Raw genomic sequence first — 19,709 nt, forward strand, 5'->3', positions numbered from 1 at the left:
AGGCTCTCAGACGGCGGGCCGCCAGCCGAGCGCCGGCCCGAGCCGCGTGGCCATGTCGGTGAGGATCTGCACATAGTCCTCGTGCTCGAAGGTGAACGGCAGCGCGAACGCCACCTCGTCCACCTCGCGGAACGCGGCATGGGCATGGAGGCGTTCGGCGATCTCCTCGGAGCTGCCGACGATGTCCGGCGCGAACATCAGTCGGGCCGGGCCCTGCGGCGAGGCCGTACGAGGGGTGCGCCTGGCGACGAACTCCTCGTACTTCGCGCGCTGTTCGGGCGAGGCCGAGTCGGTGGGGATGACGACCAGGCCCTGTGAGACGCGGGCGTCGTCGCCGTCGGGGTGATGGGCGCGGAAGGCGCGGATGTGCGACAGCTGGATCTCCGCGAAGTCGAGGTCCGACCCCCCGTCCGCTCCCTCGGCCTTTACGACACTGCTGGTCAGGAAGTTCATGCCGTGCTCACCGGCCCAGCGCGCCGAACTGAGGCTGCCGCCGCCGTACCACAGCCGCCTGCCCAGGCCGGGGGAGTGCGGCTGCACCCGGTCGCTGAACACCTCGAACCCCTCGACCCCGCTGAAGTCCGTGGCGCTCTTGCCGCGCACGAAGTCCAGCAGCCGCCGCACCCGCTCGTAGGAGAAGTCCTCGGCCTCCGCCGTGTCCGGGTACAGCGCCTCCTTGACCTGGTCGTAGTGCATCGGCGGGCCGACGCTGACGCCCGGGTTGATGCGGCCCCCGGACAGGATGTCGACCGTCGCCAGGTCCTCGGCCAGCCGCAGCGGGTTCTCCCAGCCGAGCGGGATGACCGCCGTGCCGAGCTCGATACGGCTGGTGCGCTGCGAGGCCGCCGCCATGACGGCGACCGGGGACGAGATGCCGTACTGGAGATGCCGGTGGCGCAGCCACGCGCTGTCGAAGCCGAGCCGCTCGCCCAGTTCGATGATCTCCAGCGTGGACTCGTGGCCGCGGCGCGGATCCGCCTCGTCGAACAGGCCGATGGTCAGGAAACCCAGCTTGCGCAGGGGGCGTGAGGTCGGCGGCACGGGCTCCTCCATGGTTGTTTGATGTATCAAGTATTACGGCGGTGCCAACCAGGCGGGCGCGAGAACTGTTCCCCGTGTTCGGGTCAAGATCAGGTCGTCTCAGGCCAGAGGAATGGTGACCTCGTCCTCGACGGGTGGTTCGATCTCCTGAGCGCGGTTGCCGGTGGCCGCGTAGCAGCGCAGGTGGATCGCCTCCGGGGTGACGTCCAGTCGCAGGAACTGCTTGAAGAACGGCGGGCTGTACGTCGCCGACCCCGGCGAGAACAACTGCGTGTATATCTTGCGCACCGGCAGGCGGAAGCGTGACGTGCGGTCGGGGCGGCCGCCGGCGCCGAGCAGAGTGGCCACGATGCGGATACGGCGGGTGACGCGTACCGCTCCGCCCGGGGTGCGGGTCGGCGGGATGCCGAGCCGCTCGGCGATCACGGCCATCGCCTCGTCCTCGGTGAGGGTGAAGAAGCGGCGCAGATGCAGCCGCCGCCCGTAGAGCCTGCTGTAGAAGGCGAGGGAGTCGCCGCGCAGCGGATAGCAGCGGAAGTCCTTCTCGGTGACGTCCGCGACGCCGATGCGGGGGATGGTGTGCGTGGCGTGCATGAACGCCCCGCCGCCGCCCGAGACGACGTACTGGATGGTGCGGCCGTCCACCTGGACCGGGTAGCGCTGGTAGTTGTGGATGTCGCCGCCTATCGCCGCCACAAAGTGGTGGTCGGGATCGCGGACGATGTCGTCGACGGTGCCGTTGCCGCCCTCGATCGTGCAGGGGTGGTGCTCACCGTCGACGTACAGGGGTGATCCGGTGATGAGGATCTTGGGGCGGGGGCCCTTGGAGACCTCGCGCAGCCAGACGCCCTGTTCGGCGTCGATCGTGCCGAGCAGACCGGTGTCGATGCCGATGATCCGCAAGGGGCCGGCGTCGATGGCCCAGTACGGCCCCGGCTGGACGGCCTGTTGGGCCGGCGCGGAGCGCAACTGGCGTGCCTCGTCCAGGTGTTGACCGTCGCCGGGGCGGGGCCGGTGCCACAGGAGCGAGCGCATCCAGGCCCGGCTCAGGGGGCGAGGTGCCGGCTCGGGCGCGAGGGGCGGGGCGTCCGCGCAGAAGACGCGCATGAAGGCGCCGAGGTCCTCGTACCAGTCGTGGTTGCCGGGTATCGCGTAGATCGGCGCCTGGTAGTCCTGGTAGGGGCGGAAGAATTTCGTGGCGTAGTCGTCCGCGCTGCCCACCGGGTAGATGACGTCGCTGGCGATGACGGCGAAGTCCGTGCCCTGACCGACCTTCAGAAACCCCGGTACGACGGCGTACTGGGGATCGTCGCCCTCACCGGTGTCGCCGATGACCATGAAGGAGAACCGGTCCGCCTCCGTGCGCCGGATCACCTTGTCGGCGGGCGCGCCGGCCGCCGTCCGCTGTGCCACCCATCTGCTGCGGGTACGGCCCGTGGGGTCCCCGAACCAGGAGGCCAGTACGCCGTTGCGGGCGGCCCACAGCGTCCTGGGATCGAGCCAGGAGAGCTTCTCGACGTGCTGCGGCATCAGCCGCTTGTAGTCGCCGCGTTCTGTGGTGCCCCAGCCGGCGCCCTGGGCGGTATCGCGTGAAGAGTCAGACACCGCTGAACCGTAACAACGATCAAGTGGCGGGCGGGAAGCGGGTGCGGGCACTCGGCGCGCCGCCCCTGGCGTGCCTGGGCCCGTCGGGACCCCGCACGAAGGGGGCGGTGCCCCGCGGCAACTCGCGGCGGCACTACGCCAGTCGGCTCGTCGAAGCCGCCAAGGGGCCGACCCGCTCGGCGCCTTGTCTTGCGATCTCGGTGTCCGGTGCGCCTCGTGCCGCCGCCGCGGGCGCCGCCCGGCGCACTCGGCTTGGGTCCGCCGTCCTCTCCGCCCGCGGCATCCAGCCGCAGGTCACCACTCGTAGCTGGGCGGCGGTGCCCACTGCGGGGCGGGCGGCGGTACCGCCCGGTACTGATCCTGCCGGGGCCGCGCGGGAACCACTCGCCCGCCGAACGGGGCGATGCTGTGCTGCGGCGCGGGCTCTGCCGCCCGGTGGGCGACGGAGGTTCGCCGTGCCGAGGCCGACTTGTTCCATTCGCCGTCGCCCAGGACCAGAAGCGGGTCGAACATGACCACCACACCGGCCAGCAGCAGGAAGACGGTCGGGCCGAGGAGCATGGGCAGCAGTAAGGAGGTGGGTGAATCGCCCGTCCAGGCCTCATTGCCGTTGCCGTGCACATGGACGCTGACGGCGGCCATGGCCGTGTAGTGCATGCCGGAGACCGCGATCCCCATGACCAGACTGGCCCCGAGACTCGTCATGAACCCGCGGACGGTGACAGCCGCCCACAGTGCGGCGGTCGCGGCGACGATCGCGATGAGGACGGACAGGGCGACCGTGAGCGGGTCGTACCGCATGTCCCCGTTGACCTCCACCGCCGCCATGCCGAGGTAGTGCATCGTGGCGACGCCGATACCGGTGACCACGCCCGCCACACCCAACGTGACCTTGCCGGCGCCCCGGTAGCCGACGATGAACACGCCGATGCCGACCACGACGATCGACACGGCCAGGCTGAGCAGAGTGAGCCCGGTGTCGTAACGGATCCCGGTCTCCTTGACCTGGAATCCGAGCATGGCGATGAAGTGCATCGTCCAGATCCCGCAGCCGATCGAGGCGGCGCCGAGCGCCAGCCAACCAGGCTTCCAGGACTCCTTGTTCAGCAGGGACCGGACGATGCAGCGCAGTCCCAACGCCCCTCCCAGGCAGGCCATCAGATAGGCCGCCACCGGGGTCACCGCACCATAGCGGAACCCGTCAATCGTGCCCTGCATCTGCCAACTCCCCCCAGAGCCCCGGCAATTGGTGGAGCCAGGTCTACGGGTAAGAGTCGCGTAAACGCAAGGGTTTACCATTGGTAACTGAATAATTCTCAACTATCAGGGGTTGACTCCGGTCACCAGGGGGCGAGTTCCAGCCAAACGTCGGCGCGTTCGGGCATGGGCGGCCTGCGGCCGTCACCCGCGTGCTCACCAGAGCCCGCTCGGCTCCCTTCCGGCCGCCCGGAGCAGGATGGACCGCGTGGAACCCATCCCGTACTTGTCGACGTCACCGGAGAGCGCGGCCGCGTCCAGCAGAAGCGGCCGGATGTCGATGTGGGCGCTGTGTGCCTGCCCGCACAGATCGTTCAGGGCGACCATCATGTCCCGTGCGTCGCGGCCCTGATCCTCGACGGACATCTCCAGCAGTCGCTGCCGGAAGCCCTGGGGTGTGGACTCGAAGGGCAGTGTGGTCGCCCAACAGAACGAGCGGCAGCGCTCCAGGAGGGCGCGCAGGGCGGCCCGGACGTCGTCGTCGCCGTCCTCGTAGAGCGAGAGCATGTCCCGCAGCGCTCCCTCGGCCTCCGCCCGGATGTCCGCCTCGTCCAGCGGGCGCGGGCCTTCCTGGACCTTCCGCATCCAGTCGGGGTCGGTGAGATCCACCGGCCTGCTCGCGATGGGCTCGATGCAGGCATCGATCACGGCGATCCATTCCTCGAGCTCCGCCAGTTCCCCCATCGCACTCGGCTCCCGTCCGACCGCTGGTGGCATGCCGCCGCCCCCTCCGCGGCGGGAGGCTGGGGCCGAGAGGCATAGGGCGCCACGGCGTCAACAGACGGGACGCCCAGGCATCAGCGGCGGTGGCCCGGCTGCTCCGGTGGAGTACAAGCGGCCGGGCCGGAAAGCTGCCGGCCAGGTGACTGGGCGCCGACGGCGGTCCGTTCGCGGAGCCGCCGGTGCCGGCGCAGTGCGGACGCGAGGGATCGGGCCGTGTGTTACCCCCAAGTTATCGAACGCCCAAGCGCATCCCAGGCGTTGGGCGGCCGAAAGCCAAGGGGTGGCAAGGATTCAGTGAGGTCACTGATTCTTCACTTTGTATTTCTACCCGCATAGACCCGGTGGTGCTGTCATGCACACACCCGCCCGGAATCCCGGGCCCATCGCGGGAGAACCCCCATGCGTGCCATGCGCCGCCTCACCGCCACCACGGCATCCCTCACCCTCTCCGTCGCCGGTCTCATCATCGGCACGGGCTCGGCCGCGCACGCGGCCAGTTGCTCCCAGTCCTACCTGCCGCTGCCGGACCCGACCTGCCAGCCCGGCGCCTACAACCCGGACGTCACCCAGTCCACGATCGACTCCACGATCTGTGTGTCCGGCTGGACCGCCACCGTGCGACCCTCCACCTCGTACACCAACGCCCTGAAGGTCAAGCAGATAGCGGAGTACGGCTACGCCGACACCAGCACCTCGGACTACGAGGAGGACCACCTCGTCCCGCTCGAGCTCGGTGGCGCTCCCAAGGACGCGCAGAACCTGTGGCCGGAGCCGCGGTACGGCGACGAGACCGCCTACAGCAAGGACTCGGTGGAGAACAAGCTCAAGAAGGCCGTCTGCGCCGGCACGGTCAGTCTCGACGACGCGCGCAGCGCCATCGCCAGTGACTGGACCACCGCCCTGTCCTCCCTCGGCCTCAGCTGACCCCTCGGCGGCACCACCCGGCGGTCTGCCCGCGTCCCCGGCGGGCAGACCGCCTCGTCGTACAGAGGGATAACCCTCGATTGACCGGAACCCTGCTGACATGGACCGGTCAAGGCTGTCATCCTCCTCCCCAACTGCCGCGCCCACCCCCCACGTTCTCACCAAGCAGTGACGATCCCGCACAGCTCGGCTCGTCCCGGGCGGTACACCCGTCTGCCCGGTCTGTCACCGGCCGCCCCACGCGGCCGCAGCAGTAGGAGAACGAGTGAGACGCATCGCCCGCAAGCGGACAGCGGTCGGAGCCCTGGTCTCCACCGCGGCCTTCCTCGCCGTCGGCATCCAGTCGGTTCCGGCGCACGCGAAACCCGCCGCTCCCCATCCCAGCCCCCTGCGCGCCGCGGGACTGGAGGCAAGGCTGACCCCGGCGCAGCACAGCGCGCTCATCAAGAGCGCCAGGCAGAAGACAGCCGCGACCGCCCGCACGATAGGCCTCGGCGCCAAGGAGAAACTGGTCGTCAGGGACGTCGTCAAGGACCACGACGGCACCCTGCACACCCGCTACGAGCGGACCTACGCGGGCCTGCCCGTCCTCGGCGGCGACCTCGTCGTGCACACCCCGCCGGCCTCGCTGGCCGCCGGCACGGTGAGCACGACCTTCAACAACAAGCACACCATCAAGGTCGCTTCCACCACCGCGACCTTCACGAAAGCAGCCGCGCAGACCAAGGCCCTCAAGGCGGCCAGGTCCCTGCACGCCGAGCGGCCCAGCACCGACAGCGCCCGCAAGGTCATCTGGGCGGGCACCGGCACCCCGAAGCTGGCCTGGGAGACGGTGGTCGGCGGCCTCCAGGACGACGGCACGCCCAGCCAGCTGCACGTCATCACCGACGCCACCACCGGCAAGGAGCTCTACCGCTACCAGGGCATCAAGACGGGCACCGGCAACACCCAGTACAGCGGCACGGTCACGCTGAACACCACGCTGTCGGGTTCGACGTACCAGCTGTACGACACCACCCGCGGCGGTCACAAGACGTACAGCCTCAACAACGGCACCTCGGGCACCGGCACCCTGATGACCGACTCCGACGACGTCTGGGGGACGGGGTCGGGGTCCAACACGCAGACCGCGGGCGCGGACGCGGCCTACGGCGCCCAGGAGACCTGGGACTTCTACAAGAACACCTTCGGCCGCAGTGGCATCAAGAACGACGGCGTCGCCGCCTACTCGCGCGTCCACTACAGCACGGCGTACGTCAACGCCTTCTGGGACGACAGCTGCTTCTGCATGACCTACGGCGACGGCTCCGGCGGCACCCACGCGCTGACCTCGCTGGACGTGGCCGGGCACGAGATGAGCCACGGCGTCACGTCCAACACGGCGGGGCTGGAGTACAGCGGCGAGTCCGGCGGCCTCAACGAGGCCACCTCCGACATCTTCGGCACCGGAGTGGAGTTCTACGCCAACAACAGCAGTGACGTCGGCGACTACCTCATCGGCGAGAAGATCGACATCAACGGCGACGGCACGCCGCTGCGTTACATGGACAAGCCGAGCAAGGACGGCGGTTCCGCGGACAGCTGGTACTCCGGCGTCGGCAACCTCGACGTGCACTACTCCTCGGGCCCCGCCAACCACATGTTCTATCTGCTGTCCGAGGGCAGCGGCACGAAGGTCATCAACGGTGTGACGTACAACAGCCCGACCTCCGACGGTGTCGCCGTCGCGGGCATCGGCCGGGCCGCGGCCCTGCAGATCTGGTACAAGGCGCTGACGTCGTACATGACGTCCAGCACCAACTACGCCGGAGCCCGCACCGCCGCCCTCAATGCCGCCGCCGCCCTGTACGGCACCGGCTCCACCCAGTACGCCGGTGTCGGCAACGCCTTCGCCGGTATCAACGTCGGCAGCCACATCACCCCGCCCTCCTCGGGCGTCACGGTCACCAACCCGGGCAGCCAGTCCTCCACCGTCGGCACGGCGGTGAGCCTGCAGATCTCGGCGAGCAGCACCAACAGCGGCTCGCTGACCTACGCCGCGACCGGACTGCCCACCGGTCTGTCGATCAACAGCTCCACGGGCGTGATCTCCGGTACGCCGACGACGGCCGGCAGCTACAGCACCACTGTCACGGTGACCGACTCGACCGGCGCGACCGGCACCGCCTCCTTCACCTGGACCGTCAGCTCGAGCGGAGGCGGCGGCTGCACCTCGGCCCAGCTTCTCGGCAACCCGGGCTTCGAGTCGGGCAACACCACCTGGACCGCGACCAGCGGCGTCATCACCAATGACAGCGGTGAGTCGGCGCACGGCGGCTCGTACTACGCCTGGCTGGACGGCTACGGCTCCACCCACACCGACACACTGTCCCAGTCGGTGGCCATCCCGAGCGGCTGCAAGGCCACGCTCACCTTCTCTCTGCACATCGACACGTCGGAGACCACCAGCAGCGTCGCCTACGACAAGCTGACGGTCACCGCCGGTTCGAAGACCCTGGCGACGTACTCGAACCTCAATGCCGCCTCCGGGTACACGCAGAAGTCCTTCGACCTGTCGTCGCTGGCAGGGTCGACCGTCACCCTGAAGTTCAGCGGTGTCGAGGACTCCTCGCTCCAGACCAGCTTTGTCGTCGACGACACCGCGCTGACGACCGGCTGACCCTGTCCGCACGAAGCCGGGCCTCACCCTCGTCCGCCGCGGGGTGAGGCCCTTCGTCGTCAGTTGAACGGGTCGAGGGTCAGGTCCGCCTGCTGCGGGCTGCCGTCATGGACGAGCGACTCGTGGTTGCCCACGTCGTCGAAGGCGAACGCGTAGGCCTTGCCGTCGGCCATCTGCGCATGGATCGCTCGGGCGTACTGGTTGGTCACCGGGTCCTGGTAGAAGTTCGCCGAGGACGTGTCCGGCTGGTTGGTGTCAACCAGCAGAGTGGAGCGGTTGAAGCCGGCGCACAGGGTGCGTGAAATGGGGCCGCGCACCTGGTCGTTGGGCGCGTCGAGCAGCTTGTGGCAGCCGAACACGCTGTCCGCGTCCGGCTTCTGGAAGGTCGTGACCACCTTGCCGGAGCCGTCGGTGAAGTTCATGACGCCGCCCGAGACCCTGCCGAAGTACTTGGTGCTCGGCTGGTCGCCGAACGGGGTCACGGTCAGGGTCGCCGACGTGTACTTCTGCCAGACGCGGTTGATGTAGTCGTCCATCACGGACGCCGGCAGCGCGCCGGACTCCAGTCCGTGTCCTGGTGCCAGTGCCCGCAGCACCGTTCCGTCGGAGCGGGTCTGGATCAGCCCGGCCCAGCCGCCGGACTTCCCGCGCAGATCGTTCAGGACGCCGTTGTAGCCGCCCGGCTTGAGGTGGCCGGTGGTGGTCGTGCTGCCTCCCGCCCCCTGGACGCCCACCGCGTAGGGCGCGGAGAACATGTCGACCTGGGTGCTGTTGAGCCACAGGCCGGAGTCGTTGAGCGTGTACTCGGACCAGTTGAACAAGATGTCGTGGTTGGGGTCGCTCGGGTTCTGCACGGCCGGCTGCACGAGACCGCCGGTGGTCAGCTTGAACACGAGCTTCTGCCCGTAGGAGAAGTAGATGCGTCCGGAGAACTTGGGGATCCGGATCGTCTTCGACCGGCCCGCGGCCGGTCCCGCGATCGACGCGTCCGGCGCGGGGGTCGGCGGGTTGCCCCCGGCCGGCCATGCGTGGAAGGTGCCGTTCGCGTCCGCCCAGCCCTGCTGTCCCGTCGAGAGCAGGGTGCCGATCGTGTAGACGTAGACCGCGTCGCCGCGGCCGGAGTTGTTGGTCACCTGCAGCGGGATCGTGTCGGGCACCGCCGCCCTGGCGGACGAGGGTGCCTGGATCGCGATCACTGCGGCGACGAGTGCGGCTGCGGCTGTGGGGGCCGTCAGGCGGCGAGTGAGCTTGTGGTGCACGCTCCACCTCCGTGTGTGGGGTCACTCGAGGCGATGGGCCGAATTGGTCCGTACCTGTTCTTGAGAGCGCTCTCAAACTGGCACCGGAGTTGCGTGCATGTCAATAAGGAGGACGTCGGGGAAAGAAAAGGCGCCCGCGGGGCGAACCCGCGGGCGCCTGCGGCGACTTGTCAGAAGGTCCGCTGGAGAAGATCGAGGAGCGCCTCCCAGTGGCGCGCGTCGGCCTCCTTGCCGTAGGAGGCCGTGTCGGCCTGCGTGTACCCGTGGTGCGCCCCTGGGTAGACCTCGCAGCGGTGCCGGACACCTGCCGCGGTGAGCGCGTCCTCCAGGCGCTGGATCTGCTCCGGGGGCAGCGACGGATCGTTGTCGGCGTGCCCGAAGTACACCTCGGCGGTGATGTGTTCGGCCACCAGGTGCGGACTGTCCGGGTCCTCCGTCGCCAGCCGGGCGCCGTGGAAGCCGGCCGCGGCGGCGACCCGGTCCGGGTAGGTGCCGGCGGTCAGCAGGGACAACCGCGCGCCCATGCAGTAGCCGGTCAGCGCGACCGGGCCGTCCGCGACGAGGGGGGAGTCGGCCAGCCACTGCAGATACGCGGCCGCGTCCCGCATCGCCGACTCGGGCGTGACGGACTGGAGCAGCGGGCCGACCTTGCCCCAGATCTCCGGACGCGCCTCCGGGTCGATGAACTCGGGCAACTCGACGACCGGCGTGCGCCCATGACGGTAGAACACGTTGGGCACCAGCACCGTGTAACCGGCCTCGGCGATCCGGTCGGCCATCGACTTCAGGTGGGGGCGGATCCCGAAGGCGTCCATGTAGAGCAGGACGCCGGGCCGGGCGCCGCCGTCGGCGGCGTGCGCCACATAGGCATCGGCGACGCCGTCCGCGGTCGGGATGTCAACGGTGGTTCCTTTTACGGAGGTCATGGGGGGCTGCCTCTCTGCGCGCTCGGCGCCGACCGAATCATCCGGCCCGACGGGGCCGGCCGCGGCCATCGTTGCACGGGCCACCCAACCCGTCGAAAGGGCCCCCGGCCTCGGCGGATGCTGGAGTTCACTCGAACCGCGAGGTGTCCCCGGCCCCCCGCCGTACGATCTCCGCCTCGCCGCCCGAGAAGTCGATGACCGTCGTCGGCTCGGTGCCGCAGTCCCCGGAGTCGACCACCGCGTCCAGCACATGGTCGAGACGGTCCTTGATCTCCCAGCCCTGGGTCATCGGCTCCTCCTCGTCGGGCAGGAGCAGCGTGCTGGACAGCAGCGGCTCGCCGAGCTCGGTGAGCAGGGCCTGGGTGACGACGTGGTCGGGGATACGCACACCGACCGTCTTCTTCTTCGGGTGCTGCAACATGCGCGGCACTTCCCTCGTCGCCGGCAGGATGAAGGTGTAACTGCCGGGCGTCGACGCCTTGATGGCGCGGAATACGTCGTTGTCGACCCGTACGAACTGGCCGAGCTGCGAGAAGTCCTGGCACACAAGGGTGAAGTGGTGCCGGTCGTCCAGCTTGCGGATCGTACGGATCCGCTCGATGCCGTCACGGCTGCCCAGCCGGCAGCCCAGTGCGTAGCAGGAGTCCGTGGGATACGCGATGAGCGCGTCCGCCCGGATGCTGTCCGCGATCTGGGCGATGGTGCGCGGCTGGGGGTTTTCGGGGTGCACGTCGAAGTACTTCGCCATTCGCCGAGCTTATGCCGAGCCGACCTTGGCGACGAACGCGGCGACATTCGCCACCGTGCGCCGGATCTTCTCCTCCAGGGTGATCGTCTCGTGCAGCCGCGCCCCGATGCCCGCGTCCCGCTTGCCCCGCACATACAGCGAGCAGGCGAGGTCGCTGCAGATGTAGGCGCCCACCGAGTTGCCCTGCTGCCCGGCCCTGCCCGCCTTGGGCGCGACCATCAGGGAGACCCCGCCCGTGTGAGTGGTCAGGCACATCGAACACATACTGCGCCGCGTCTGCCCCACGGCGGGGGCGGAGCTGCGCAGTGCGACGGCTCGGGGGCGGCCGTCGCTCCACTCGGTGACGAGGTAGGCGCGGTCGGGGGCCTGGGGGTCGCGCCAGCCGAGGTAGTCCAGGTCGTCCCAGGGGCGCTCGGCCAGGTCGCGCGGCACGGACAGACGCTTGGCCTCGCCCTTGGTGCAGTTCACGAACGCGGCGCGGATCTCTTGCTCGGTCAGCGGTTCCATAAGGTCACGCTAATTTGCCTAAAGGCTTTAGGCAAATGCATAATCGATTCTGGTGAGAGAGGAGGGCGGCCATGGCGCGCGTCGGGCTGACGACGGAACGGGTGGTCCGGGCAGGAGCGGAGCTGGCGGACGAGGTCGGCTTCGACCAGGTGACCGTGTCCGAGCTGGCCCGCCGCTTCGACGTCAAGGTGGCGAGCCTGTACTCGCATGTGAACAGCTCACAGGACCTCAGGACGCGGATCGCCCTGTTCGCCCTGGAGGAGCTCGCAGACCGGGCCGCCGACGCTCTCGCCGGCCGCGCCGGCAAGGACGCCCTGATCGCCTTCGCCAACGCCTACCGCGACTACGGCCGGGAACACCCCGGCCGCGCGGCGGCGGCCCGGCTGCGGCTGGACCCCGAGACCGCGGCCGCCAGTGCGGGTGTGCGCCACGCCCGGATGACGCGCGCGATCCTGCGCGGCTACCACCTGACGGAACCCGACCAGACGCATGCCGTCCGGCTGCTTGGCAGCGTCTTCCACGGCTACTCGAGTCTGGAGACGGCCGGTGGCTTCAGCCACAGCGCCCCCGACTCCGAGGAGAGCTGGACGCGGATCCTGGACGCCCTCGACGCGCTGCTGCGCAACTGGCCCACCACCCCGACCCTTTGATGGACAGGCTGAGGACATGCTGACCGAGCACGACTGGATCACCACGCCCGTCACGGCCGAACTGCTGCGCGGCGCCCTCGACGTGGAGCGCACCGAGCACGGCGTGCTGCCGCACCGGCTGCCCGCCCGGGCCCGCGCCCAGTGCACCGATCCGCAGCTGGCCGGCGCCGAGTCCCAGCCCTCGGGCGTACGGCTGGCGTTTCGCACGCGCGCGACGGCCGTCGAACTCGACGCCCTGCCGACCAAACGCACCTATGTCGGTGCCCCGCCTCGTCCCCACGGCTTCTACGACCTCCTCGTCGACGGCCGCCCGGCCGGCCGGGGCAGCGTCGAGGGCGGCAACACCGTGACCATCGACATGGTCGCCGGCACGGCCGAACTGCGGCACGGCTCGGTGGGCACCCTCCGCTTCCCCGACCTGCCCGCCGAGGAGAAGGAGGTCGAGATCTGGCTCCCGCACAACGAGACCACCGAACTGGTCGCCCTGCGCACCGACGCCCCCATCGAGCCCAGTCCGCCCAGCGGCCGCAAGGTGTGGCTGCACCACGGCAGTTCCATCAGCCAAGGCTCCGACGCGGCGACCCCCACCACCACATGGCCCGCATTCGCCGCGTCCCTGGGCGGCGTCGACCTGATCAACCTCGGCCTGGGCGGCAACGCCCTGCTCGACCCGTTCACCGCCCGCACCCTGCGCGACACCCCGGCCGACCTGATCAGCGTGAAGATCGGCATCAACCTGGTCAACACCGACCTGATGCGGCTGCGCGCCTTCACCCCCGCCGTCCACGGCTTCCTCGACACCATCCGCGAAGGACACCCCACGACACCGCTGCTGGTCGTCTCGCCCCTCCTGTGCCCGATACACGAGGACACCCCCGGCCCCAGCGTCCTGGACTTCACTTCCCTGAGCGAGGGCCACCTCCGCTTCCAGGCCATGGGCGATCCCGGGGAACGCGCGAGCGGGAAACTGGCCCTCGGGGTCATCCGGGACGAGCTGGCCCGCATCGTGGCACAGCGGGCGGACGACGACCCGAACCTGAGCTACCTCGACGGCCGCGAGCTCTACGGCGAGTCCGACCATGCCGAACTTCCCCTGCCCGACCAGCTCCACCCGGACGCCGAAACGCACCTGCGCATCGGCGAACGCTTCGCCTCACTGACCTTCGCTCCGGGCGGCGCCTTCGCCGACCACACCGTCTGAACGGCCCGCTCCTCGTCGTCCGCACCCGTGGTCACGCAGCCGCCGGGCGCCCGTGAGGTAGCGTCCCCGACCGAAAAGCCGAGGTCGGTGCGATGGACGAGGAGACGGCCGAGATGGCCGGCCGACTGGGCGAGCGACCTGCTCGCACGCCTGGACACCGACGCCCGCGACCGGCGTCGCACGCTGCGCACCCTGATCGCCGCCGACAGCGACCTCCACGAGGTGGTCCTCGCCCCTCCGGCCCTCGATGACCTCGACCATCCCGACCAGCGCGGGGTGAACCGGGATCATCCGGACTCGCCTGTGCACGGGTGAGCCGTGCGGACCCCGCAGCGGGCACCGACGCGGTTCACAACCCATCCACCCGGGACGTAAGTTCGACGGGCCGCGGGGGCGCGACCGGAACGGGGGACCGGTCGGGCCCCTTTGCGTTTCTACGCGTCCAGCCGCACCGGCACCTCCTGCCAGCCGAACGCGATGAACGACGGCACCTGCCGCAACGCGTCCTCCCCGACGGCCAGTCGCACCCCGGGGAAGCGTTCGAACAGCGCCGGCAGCGCGGTCAGCGCCTCCACCCGGGCGAGGGGAGCACCGATGCACCGGTGCACACCGATGCCGAACGCCAGATGGTCGTCGGCTCCGCGCGCCGCGTCGAAGGCGTCCGCGTCCGGGCCGTAGTGCGCGGGATCCAGCCCCGCGGCGGCATACGTCGTGATGATGGCGTCGCCCGCCGGGATCGTGACGTCGCCCACCGCGATGTCGGTGACAGCGAACCTGAGCGGCAGCGAGGCGATCGACGGGTGCACCCGCAGTGTCTCGTCGACGACCGCCTCCCAGCCGATCTTCCCGGCCCGTACGGCGGCCAGCTGCTCGGGGTGGCGGAGCAGGGCGACGACCGCGTTGCCGATGAGGTTGACGGTGGTCTCGAACCCGGCGCCGATCACCAGCAGCAGTGTGTACAGCAGCTCCTCGTCGCTGAGCCGGTCGCCCTCCTCGTCCCGCACCCGGATCAGCTCGGTGGTCAGATCGTCCGCGGGGTGCTCGCGGCGGTGGCCGATCAGGGCCGGCAGCACCGTCCCGATCTGCTGCTGCACGAACGCGGCGTGCTCCGGGCTCGGGTCGGAGGTGTCCATGATGGCCGCGATCAGCCGGCGTGTGTCGTCCACCAACTCGTCCGGCACGCCGAAGAGTTCGCAGATGATCCGCATGGGCAGGGGCTGGGCGAGCGCCGTCTTGACGTCGACCACCCGCCCGCCGGCCCCGGCCGCCGCCAGCGCGTCCAGCAGCTCCGCGGTGACCGCCTCCACCCGCGCCCGCATCGTCTCGGTACGCCGGTGCGTGAAGCTCGGCGCCACCAGCTTGCGCAGCCGCGCGTGATCCGCGCCGTAGGTGGAGAGCATGTTGACCACGCCCACCCAGCCCAGTATCCAGCCCCAGGAGGGGTGTTCACCGATCTCGGGCCACAGCTTCCAGTGCAGCCGGGGATCCCGGCTGACCCGCGGGTCGAGGATCAGGTCCTTGAGGGTGTCGTAGCCGGTCGGCGCCCAGGCGGGGATGCCGCCCGGCAGCTCGACGGGAACGACCGGGCCGAGGGCCCGCAGCCGGGCACTCTCACCGGGGATGTCGGCGCCGAACGGGTCGATGACAAAGCGGTCGGTGCGGTCGGTGACGGTCACCCGGAGCACGGTACACAGCGTCGCCGCTCACTCTCGTACGAGTGAGCGATTCTCCGCCATCCGGGCGCCGCTCAGGACCGTGCTCATGATTCGATCGCTCCATCAACGGATTCGGCGGCCAGATCTTGTTTGATCAAGGATTTCCGTCGTAACCTCCGCGTGTTCTGTCGTATCCAGAGTTCGGGGATCCCATGGACCGCGCCCGCTTGCAGGACCTGCTCGCTCGTGAGAAGGAGCAGGCCGCACACCGCTGCCCGCGCTCGAAGGACGCCTATGCGCGGGCCGACCATCTCTTCGGGCGCGTGCCGATGACGTGGATGAACAAGACGGCGGGCGCCTTTCCCCGCTATCTGGCAACCGCCCGCGGCGCCCGCGTCACCGACATCGACGGGCACGAGTACGTCGACTTCTGTCTCGGTGACACCGGAGCGATGGCCGGTCACTCCCCGGCGGTCGTGGCCGACGCGGTCCAGCGCCGGTTCGCCGATCTGGGCGGTGCCACCGCGATGCTGCCCACCGAGGACGCGGAATGGGTCGGTGCCGAGCTGACCCGCCGCTTCGGCCTCGCCCGCTGGAGCTTCTCGCTGACGGCGACCGACGCCAACCGATGGGCGATCCGGCTCGCCCGGGCCGTCACCGGCCGCCCCAAGATCCTGGTGAACAGCTACAGCTACCACGGCAGCGTCGACGAGTCGCTCATCGTCGTCGGCCCCGACGGCAGGGGCGCGGCCCGCCCCGGAAACGTCGGCGCTCCCTGCGACGTCACGCTGACCAGCCGCGTCGCGGAATTCAACGACCTGGAACAACTGGAACGCGAACTCGCCCACGGCGATGTGGCCGCCGTCCTGATGGAACCCGCCCTCACCAACATCGGCATCGTGCTGCCCGAACCCGGCTACCTCGAGGGCGTCCGGGCGCTGACCCGTCGCCACGGCACCCTGCTCATCAACGACGAGACCCACACGTTCTCCGCCGGCCCGGGCGGCTGCACCGCCGCCTGGGACCTGGAGCCCGACCTGCTCACCATCGGCAAGGCCATCGGCGGTGGCATCCCGGCCGGCGCATACGGCCTGTCCGCCGAGCTCGCGGACCGTCTCCTCGGCCGCGCCGACCTCGACCTGGTGGACATGGGCGGCGTCGGCGGCACCCTGGCCGGCAACGCCCTTTCGGTCGCCGCCATGCGCGCCACGCTGGAACACGTCCTGACCGAGGACGCGTTCGCCCGCATGACCAAACTGTCCGAACGCTTCGAAGCGGGTGTACGCGCCGGCATCGACACCCACGCGCTGCCCTGGTCGGTCAGCCGGCTCGGCGCCCGCACCGAATACCGCTTCGCCTCGCCCGCGCCCCGCACCGGCACGGAGTCCGCGGCCGCCGGTGACCCCGAACTGGAGGACTTCCTCCACCTCTATCTGGCCAACCGGGGCATCCTGCTGACCCCCTTCCACAACATGGCACTCATGTGCCCGGACACCACCGACCAGGACGTCGACCTGCACACCGAGGTCTTCGCCGCAGCCCTGGCCGACCTGGCCGGCTGAGCGGCCCGACGGGACCGGGCGAGCCGGCCGTAAAAGGAGAGCGACGCACGTGGACGACATCGACCGGGCCATCCTGCGCGAACTGCAGACCGACGGGCGCATCGCCTACGCCGATCTCGGCCCCAGGGTCGGCCTCTCGGCCTCCGCGGCCCGCCAGCGCCTGCAGCGGCTGCTGGACACCAAGGCGGTGCAGGTCGTCGGTGTCACCGACCCGATGTCCATGGGGGGACAGGCCATGGCCCTGCTCGGCATCGGCGTGGACGGCGACCCGCGCGCGGTCGCCGACGAACTGGCCGCTCGCTCCGAGGTCGTCTACGCGGTGCTGACCTCCGGCGGCTTCGACCTGTTCGCCGAGGTGGTCGCCTCGGGCCCGCGCGAACTGCTGGACTTCGTCAACGACGTCGTACGGCCGATCGAAGGGGTCCGGCAGATCCAGTCCTTTCCGTACTTCGGCATCCACACGCACCGTTTCCTCTGGGACGTCGGCTGATTGCCTGGTGCGGGACGGGTACTCGGACAGCCCCGGAAGGACAACCGCTGGAGGAGGCCCGCATGACCAGCAGCACGGAGACCGGCGGCGTGACCGGTACGTCGGACAAGGACTACAACCTCATCTGGTACGTGGAGGCGTGCCTGAGCAACGCCCTGCGTCTGGAGACCTACATCCAGGACGCGGAGCGCGAGAAGGACACCGAGGTGGCCGACCTTTTCCGCAAGGCCCAGGCGGACAGCCGCAAGGGCGCGGAAATCGGCAAGGGACTGCTGCGCGGACGCCTGAACGGCGGCTGACACACCGGCCTCGCGCCCTCAGGCCCGGCCGCCCGTGCACGCAACGGGAGGCCGGGTCTTCCGTATGCCCAACTCCCGTTTGATACCCAGCGTTTACAGAGTTCGGGTCGACGGGCCGAACAAAGTTGCTAGAGTGCTACTCGCCGGTAGCAAGCTGTACGGGGCGCGGGGAGCCGGCGTGTCGCCACTTCCCGGACGGCTGGTCGAGTCGCACAGTCCGGCAAGGGGGCCGGGCCGCTCGCGGCTGCCGCGCACACATGTCGCGCGGCGCTCGAACTCCAGTTCCCTCCCCACCGATTCAGACAGGTGAGACTCTTCCCATGGCTCGTTCCCTGGTCGACTTACTGACCGAGCATGCCACGCAACAGCCCGACCGGACCGCATACCGCTACCTCGTCTCCGGCGACTGCGACGGAGAGATCCAGGAGATCACCTACGCGCGGCTCGCCCGCCGTTCCCGGGCCGTCGCGGCCTGGCTGCAGGAGCGCGGGCTGACCGGTGCCCGCGCCATGCTGCTGCACCCGCCCGGCCTGGAGTTCATCAGCGACTACCTGGGCTGCCTCGCGGCCGGTGTCGTCGCCGTGCCCGGCGTGCCCCCGCAGGGCCGTGCGCACAACCACCGCGCCCTGATCCGTATGCGCCGTCTGCTGGCCGACGCGGACGCCAAGGTGATCCTCGGCGGCCGGGACGTGGTCACTGCCCTGGCCGGCATGGCGGAGCACCTGCCCGAACTGGCCGACATCACCTGCCTCGCCACCGAGGACATCCCCGACGAGGCCGCCGACGCCTGGCGGGCCCCCGACCTCACCCCCGACTCGGTCGCCTTCCTCCAGTACACCTCCGGCTCCACCTCCGCCCCCAAGGGCGTGGCCGTCACCCACGGCAACCTGCTCGACAACGAGCGGATCATCACCGAACTCATGGGGCACACCCCGGAGGTCATCGAGGAGTACGGCCGCGAACTGATCGTCAGCTGGCTGCCCGTCTACCACGACATGGGACTCATCGGACCGGTCCTGAACACCGTCTACCTCGGCCTCACCACCACCCTCTTCTCCCCGCTGCACTTCCTGCAGCAACCCGACCGCTGGCTGAGGGCCGTCAGCCGCTACCGCCCGCACACCAGCGGCGGCCCCAACTTCGCCTACGAACTCAGCCTGAAGCACGCCACCGACGAACTCGTCGACGACCTCGACCTGAGCTCGTGGAAGGTCGCCTTCAACGGCGCCGAACCGATACGCGCCGCCACCCTGCGCCGCTTCACCGAGACCTTCGCGCCCGCGGGCTTCGGCCGTGCGGCCTTCTACCCCTGCTACGGCCTCGCCGAGGCGACCGTGATGGTCACCGGCGCCTCCGTCGGCGCCCCGCCCACTCTCCTCGCCGCCGAGGACCTCGGGCCGCACACCGGCGAGGCGGACGCGGCCGCGGTCGGCTGTGGCCGTCCCGGCCCCGGCCTCACGGTGACCATCGCGGACCCGGAACAGGGAACGGAACTTCCCGAGGGCCAGGTCGGCGAGATCTGGGTGAGCGGAGCCAGCGTCGCCAAGGGCTACTGGCGCAACGCCCTGGCCACCCGCGAGACCTTCCGCGCCACCCTGGCCGGCCGCGAGGGCCGCTTCCTGCGCACCGGCGACCTCGGATTCCTGCGCGACGGAGAGCTCTTCGTCACCGGCCGCCTCAAGGATCTGATCGTCATCGACGGACGCAACCACTATCCGCAGGATCTGGAGCTGTCCGCCGAGATGTGCCACCCGGCCCTGCGCCCCGGCTGCACCGCGGCCTTCTCCGTCCCCGCCGACGCGGGAGTCGAGGGGGAGCAGATCGTCCTCGTCGCCGAGGTGGCACCTGACGCCGCCGGCGACTCGGAGAAGATCACCGACCTCATCCGCAGCGCGCTCGGCGAGGCCCATGGCCTGTCCGTACGCGAGGTCGTCCTGGTGCACCCCGGCACGATCCCCAAGACCTCCAGCGGGAAGATCCAGCGCCACGCGACCCGGGAAGCCCACCTGGCCGGCTCCCTCGCTTCGGTCACCGCACCTGCCGCGCGCTGACCCCGACCGCCTGCCCGCGCCGCCCCGCGACGCAACTCCCGTACACGACGTGCCCGTTCGGCCGCCCATGGCTCCGCCGCGCCCCCGCGCGCTGCCGTGTCGCTCGTACGGAAAAACACCACCGAGCCGAGTTCACGAGGACACCTGCCCCG

Annotated in this window: 18 protein-coding genes; 9 read left to right on the top strand and 9 right to left on the bottom strand. The window is 70.0% G+C overall.

The genetic code is table 11. From position 1 onward, the window contains the following. Positions 1 to 6: 6 nt before the first annotated feature. From ACWC1K_RS39155 to ACWC1K_RS39170, 4 genes are all read right to left on the bottom strand, one after another. On the bottom strand, positions 7 to 1,041 hold the full coding sequence (locus ACWC1K_RS39155) for an LLM class flavin-dependent oxidoreductase (RefSeq protein ID WP_450837820.1): 1,035 nt from the start codon (positions 1,039 to 1,041) through the stop codon (positions 7 to 9). A gap of 99 nt (positions 1,042 to 1,140) precedes the next feature. Further along, positions 1,141 to 2,646, bottom strand: a complete 1,506-nt coding sequence (locus ACWC1K_RS39160) for a metallophosphoesterase family protein (RefSeq protein ID WP_450837772.1) — start codon at positions 2,644 to 2,646, stop codon at positions 1,141 to 1,143. 294 nt (positions 2,647 to 2,940) lie between these two features. Next, the gene (locus tag ACWC1K_RS39165) at positions 2,941 to 3,864 is read right to left on the bottom strand and encodes an MHYT domain-containing protein (RefSeq protein WP_450837774.1); all 924 of its coding nucleotides are present in this window, start codon (positions 3,862 to 3,864) and stop codon (positions 2,941 to 2,943) included. A gap of 195 nt (positions 3,865 to 4,059) precedes the next feature. After that, the gene (locus ACWC1K_RS39170; protein ID WP_450837775.1) at positions 4,060 to 4,620 is read right to left on the bottom strand and encodes a hypothetical protein; all 561 of its coding nucleotides are present in this window, start codon (positions 4,618 to 4,620) and stop codon (positions 4,060 to 4,062) included. Between the two features lie 405 nt (positions 4,621 to 5,025). Between ACWC1K_RS39170 and ACWC1K_RS39175 the strand changes: the two genes are divergently transcribed. Further along, positions 5,026 to 5,550, top strand: a complete 525-nt coding sequence (locus ACWC1K_RS39175; RefSeq protein WP_450837777.1) for a hypothetical protein — start codon at positions 5,026 to 5,028, stop codon at positions 5,548 to 5,550. Between the two features lie 265 nt (positions 5,551 to 5,815). Continuing rightward, the gene (locus ACWC1K_RS39180) at positions 5,816 to 8,209 is read left to right on the top strand and encodes a M4 family metallopeptidase (RefSeq protein ID WP_450837778.1); all 2,394 of its coding nucleotides are present in this window, start codon (positions 5,816 to 5,818) and stop codon (positions 8,207 to 8,209) included. A gap of 59 nt (positions 8,210 to 8,268) precedes the next feature. On the opposite strand, the gene ACWC1K_RS39185 is transcribed toward ACWC1K_RS39180, so the two are convergent. The 4 genes from ACWC1K_RS39185 to ACWC1K_RS39200 all read right to left on the bottom strand — a co-directional run bounded on the left by ACWC1K_RS39185 (position 8,269) and on the right by ACWC1K_RS39200 (position 11,649). Beyond that, complete coding sequence (locus ACWC1K_RS39185; protein ID WP_450837780.1) at positions 8,269 to 9,468, bottom strand: glycoside hydrolase family 64 protein; 1,200 nt, start codon at positions 9,466 to 9,468, stop codon at positions 8,269 to 8,271. A 170-nt stretch (positions 9,469 to 9,638) separates the two neighbouring features. Further along, a complete protein-coding gene (locus tag ACWC1K_RS39190) occupies positions 9,639 to 10,394 on the bottom strand; it encodes a dienelactone hydrolase family protein (protein ID WP_450837782.1) in 756 nt (251 codons plus the stop codon). 127 nt (positions 10,395 to 10,521) lie between these two features. Beyond that, on the bottom strand, positions 10,522 to 11,142 hold the full coding sequence (locus ACWC1K_RS39195; protein WP_450837784.1) for an L-threonylcarbamoyladenylate synthase: 621 nt from the start codon (positions 11,140 to 11,142) through the stop codon (positions 10,522 to 10,524). 9 nt (positions 11,143 to 11,151) lie between these two features. Beyond that, entirely contained in the window at positions 11,152 to 11,649 is a 498-nt protein-coding gene (locus ACWC1K_RS39200) for an FBP domain-containing protein (RefSeq protein ID WP_450837786.1), read from the bottom strand. 71 nt (positions 11,650 to 11,720) lie between these two features. Here ACWC1K_RS39200 and ACWC1K_RS39205 point away from each other — a divergent pair, with 71 nt between their 5' ends. The 3 genes from ACWC1K_RS39205 to ACWC1K_RS39215 all read left to right on the top strand — a co-directional run bounded on the left by ACWC1K_RS39205 (position 11,721) and on the right by ACWC1K_RS39215 (position 13,815). Continuing rightward, positions 11,721 to 12,299 carry a TetR/AcrR family transcriptional regulator gene (locus ACWC1K_RS39205; protein ID WP_450837787.1) on the top strand — a complete coding sequence of 193 codons (579 nt, stop codon included), beginning with the start codon at positions 11,721 to 11,723 and terminating at the stop codon, positions 12,297 to 12,299. Between the two features lie 16 nt (positions 12,300 to 12,315). Further along, positions 12,316 to 13,500, top strand: a complete 1,185-nt coding sequence (locus ACWC1K_RS39210) for a GDSL-type esterase/lipase family protein (protein WP_450837789.1) — start codon at positions 12,316 to 12,318, stop codon at positions 13,498 to 13,500. Between the two features lie 87 nt (positions 13,501 to 13,587). Next, entirely contained in the window at positions 13,588 to 13,815 is a 228-nt protein-coding gene (locus ACWC1K_RS39215; protein ID WP_450837791.1) for a hypothetical protein, read from the top strand. Positions 13,816 to 13,934: 119 nt separating this feature from the next. Here ACWC1K_RS39215 and ACWC1K_RS39220 read toward each other — a convergent pair whose 3' ends face one another. Further along, positions 13,935 to 15,176, bottom strand: a complete 1,242-nt coding sequence (locus ACWC1K_RS39220; RefSeq protein ID WP_450837793.1) for a cytochrome P450 family protein — start codon at positions 15,174 to 15,176, stop codon at positions 13,935 to 13,937. A gap of 191 nt (positions 15,177 to 15,367) precedes the next feature. Here ACWC1K_RS39220 and ACWC1K_RS39225 point away from each other — a divergent pair, with 191 nt between their 5' ends. The 4 genes from ACWC1K_RS39225 (at position 15,368) to ACWC1K_RS39240 (ending at position 19,557) form a co-directional block, all read left to right on the top strand. Continuing rightward, positions 15,368 to 16,717 carry a transaminase gene (locus ACWC1K_RS39225; protein ID WP_450837794.1) on the top strand — a complete coding sequence of 450 codons (1,350 nt, stop codon included), beginning with the start codon at positions 15,368 to 15,370 and terminating at the stop codon, positions 16,715 to 16,717. Between the two features lie 49 nt (positions 16,718 to 16,766). Next, complete coding sequence (locus tag ACWC1K_RS39230) at positions 16,767 to 17,207, top strand: Lrp/AsnC family transcriptional regulator (RefSeq protein ID WP_450837796.1); 441 nt, start codon at positions 16,767 to 16,769, stop codon at positions 17,205 to 17,207. Between the two features lie 62 nt (positions 17,208 to 17,269). Beyond that, positions 17,270 to 17,506 carry a hypothetical protein gene (locus ACWC1K_RS39235; RefSeq protein WP_450837798.1) on the top strand — a complete coding sequence of 79 codons (237 nt, stop codon included), beginning with the start codon at positions 17,270 to 17,272 and terminating at the stop codon, positions 17,504 to 17,506. A gap of 320 nt (positions 17,507 to 17,826) precedes the next feature. After that, entirely contained in the window at positions 17,827 to 19,557 is a 1,731-nt protein-coding gene (locus ACWC1K_RS39240) for a fatty acyl-AMP ligase (RefSeq protein WP_450837799.1), read from the top strand. Positions 19,558 to 19,709: the final 152 nt, after the last annotated feature.

It is taken from the genome of Streptomyces sp. NPDC001492 (genome assembly GCF_053597275.1).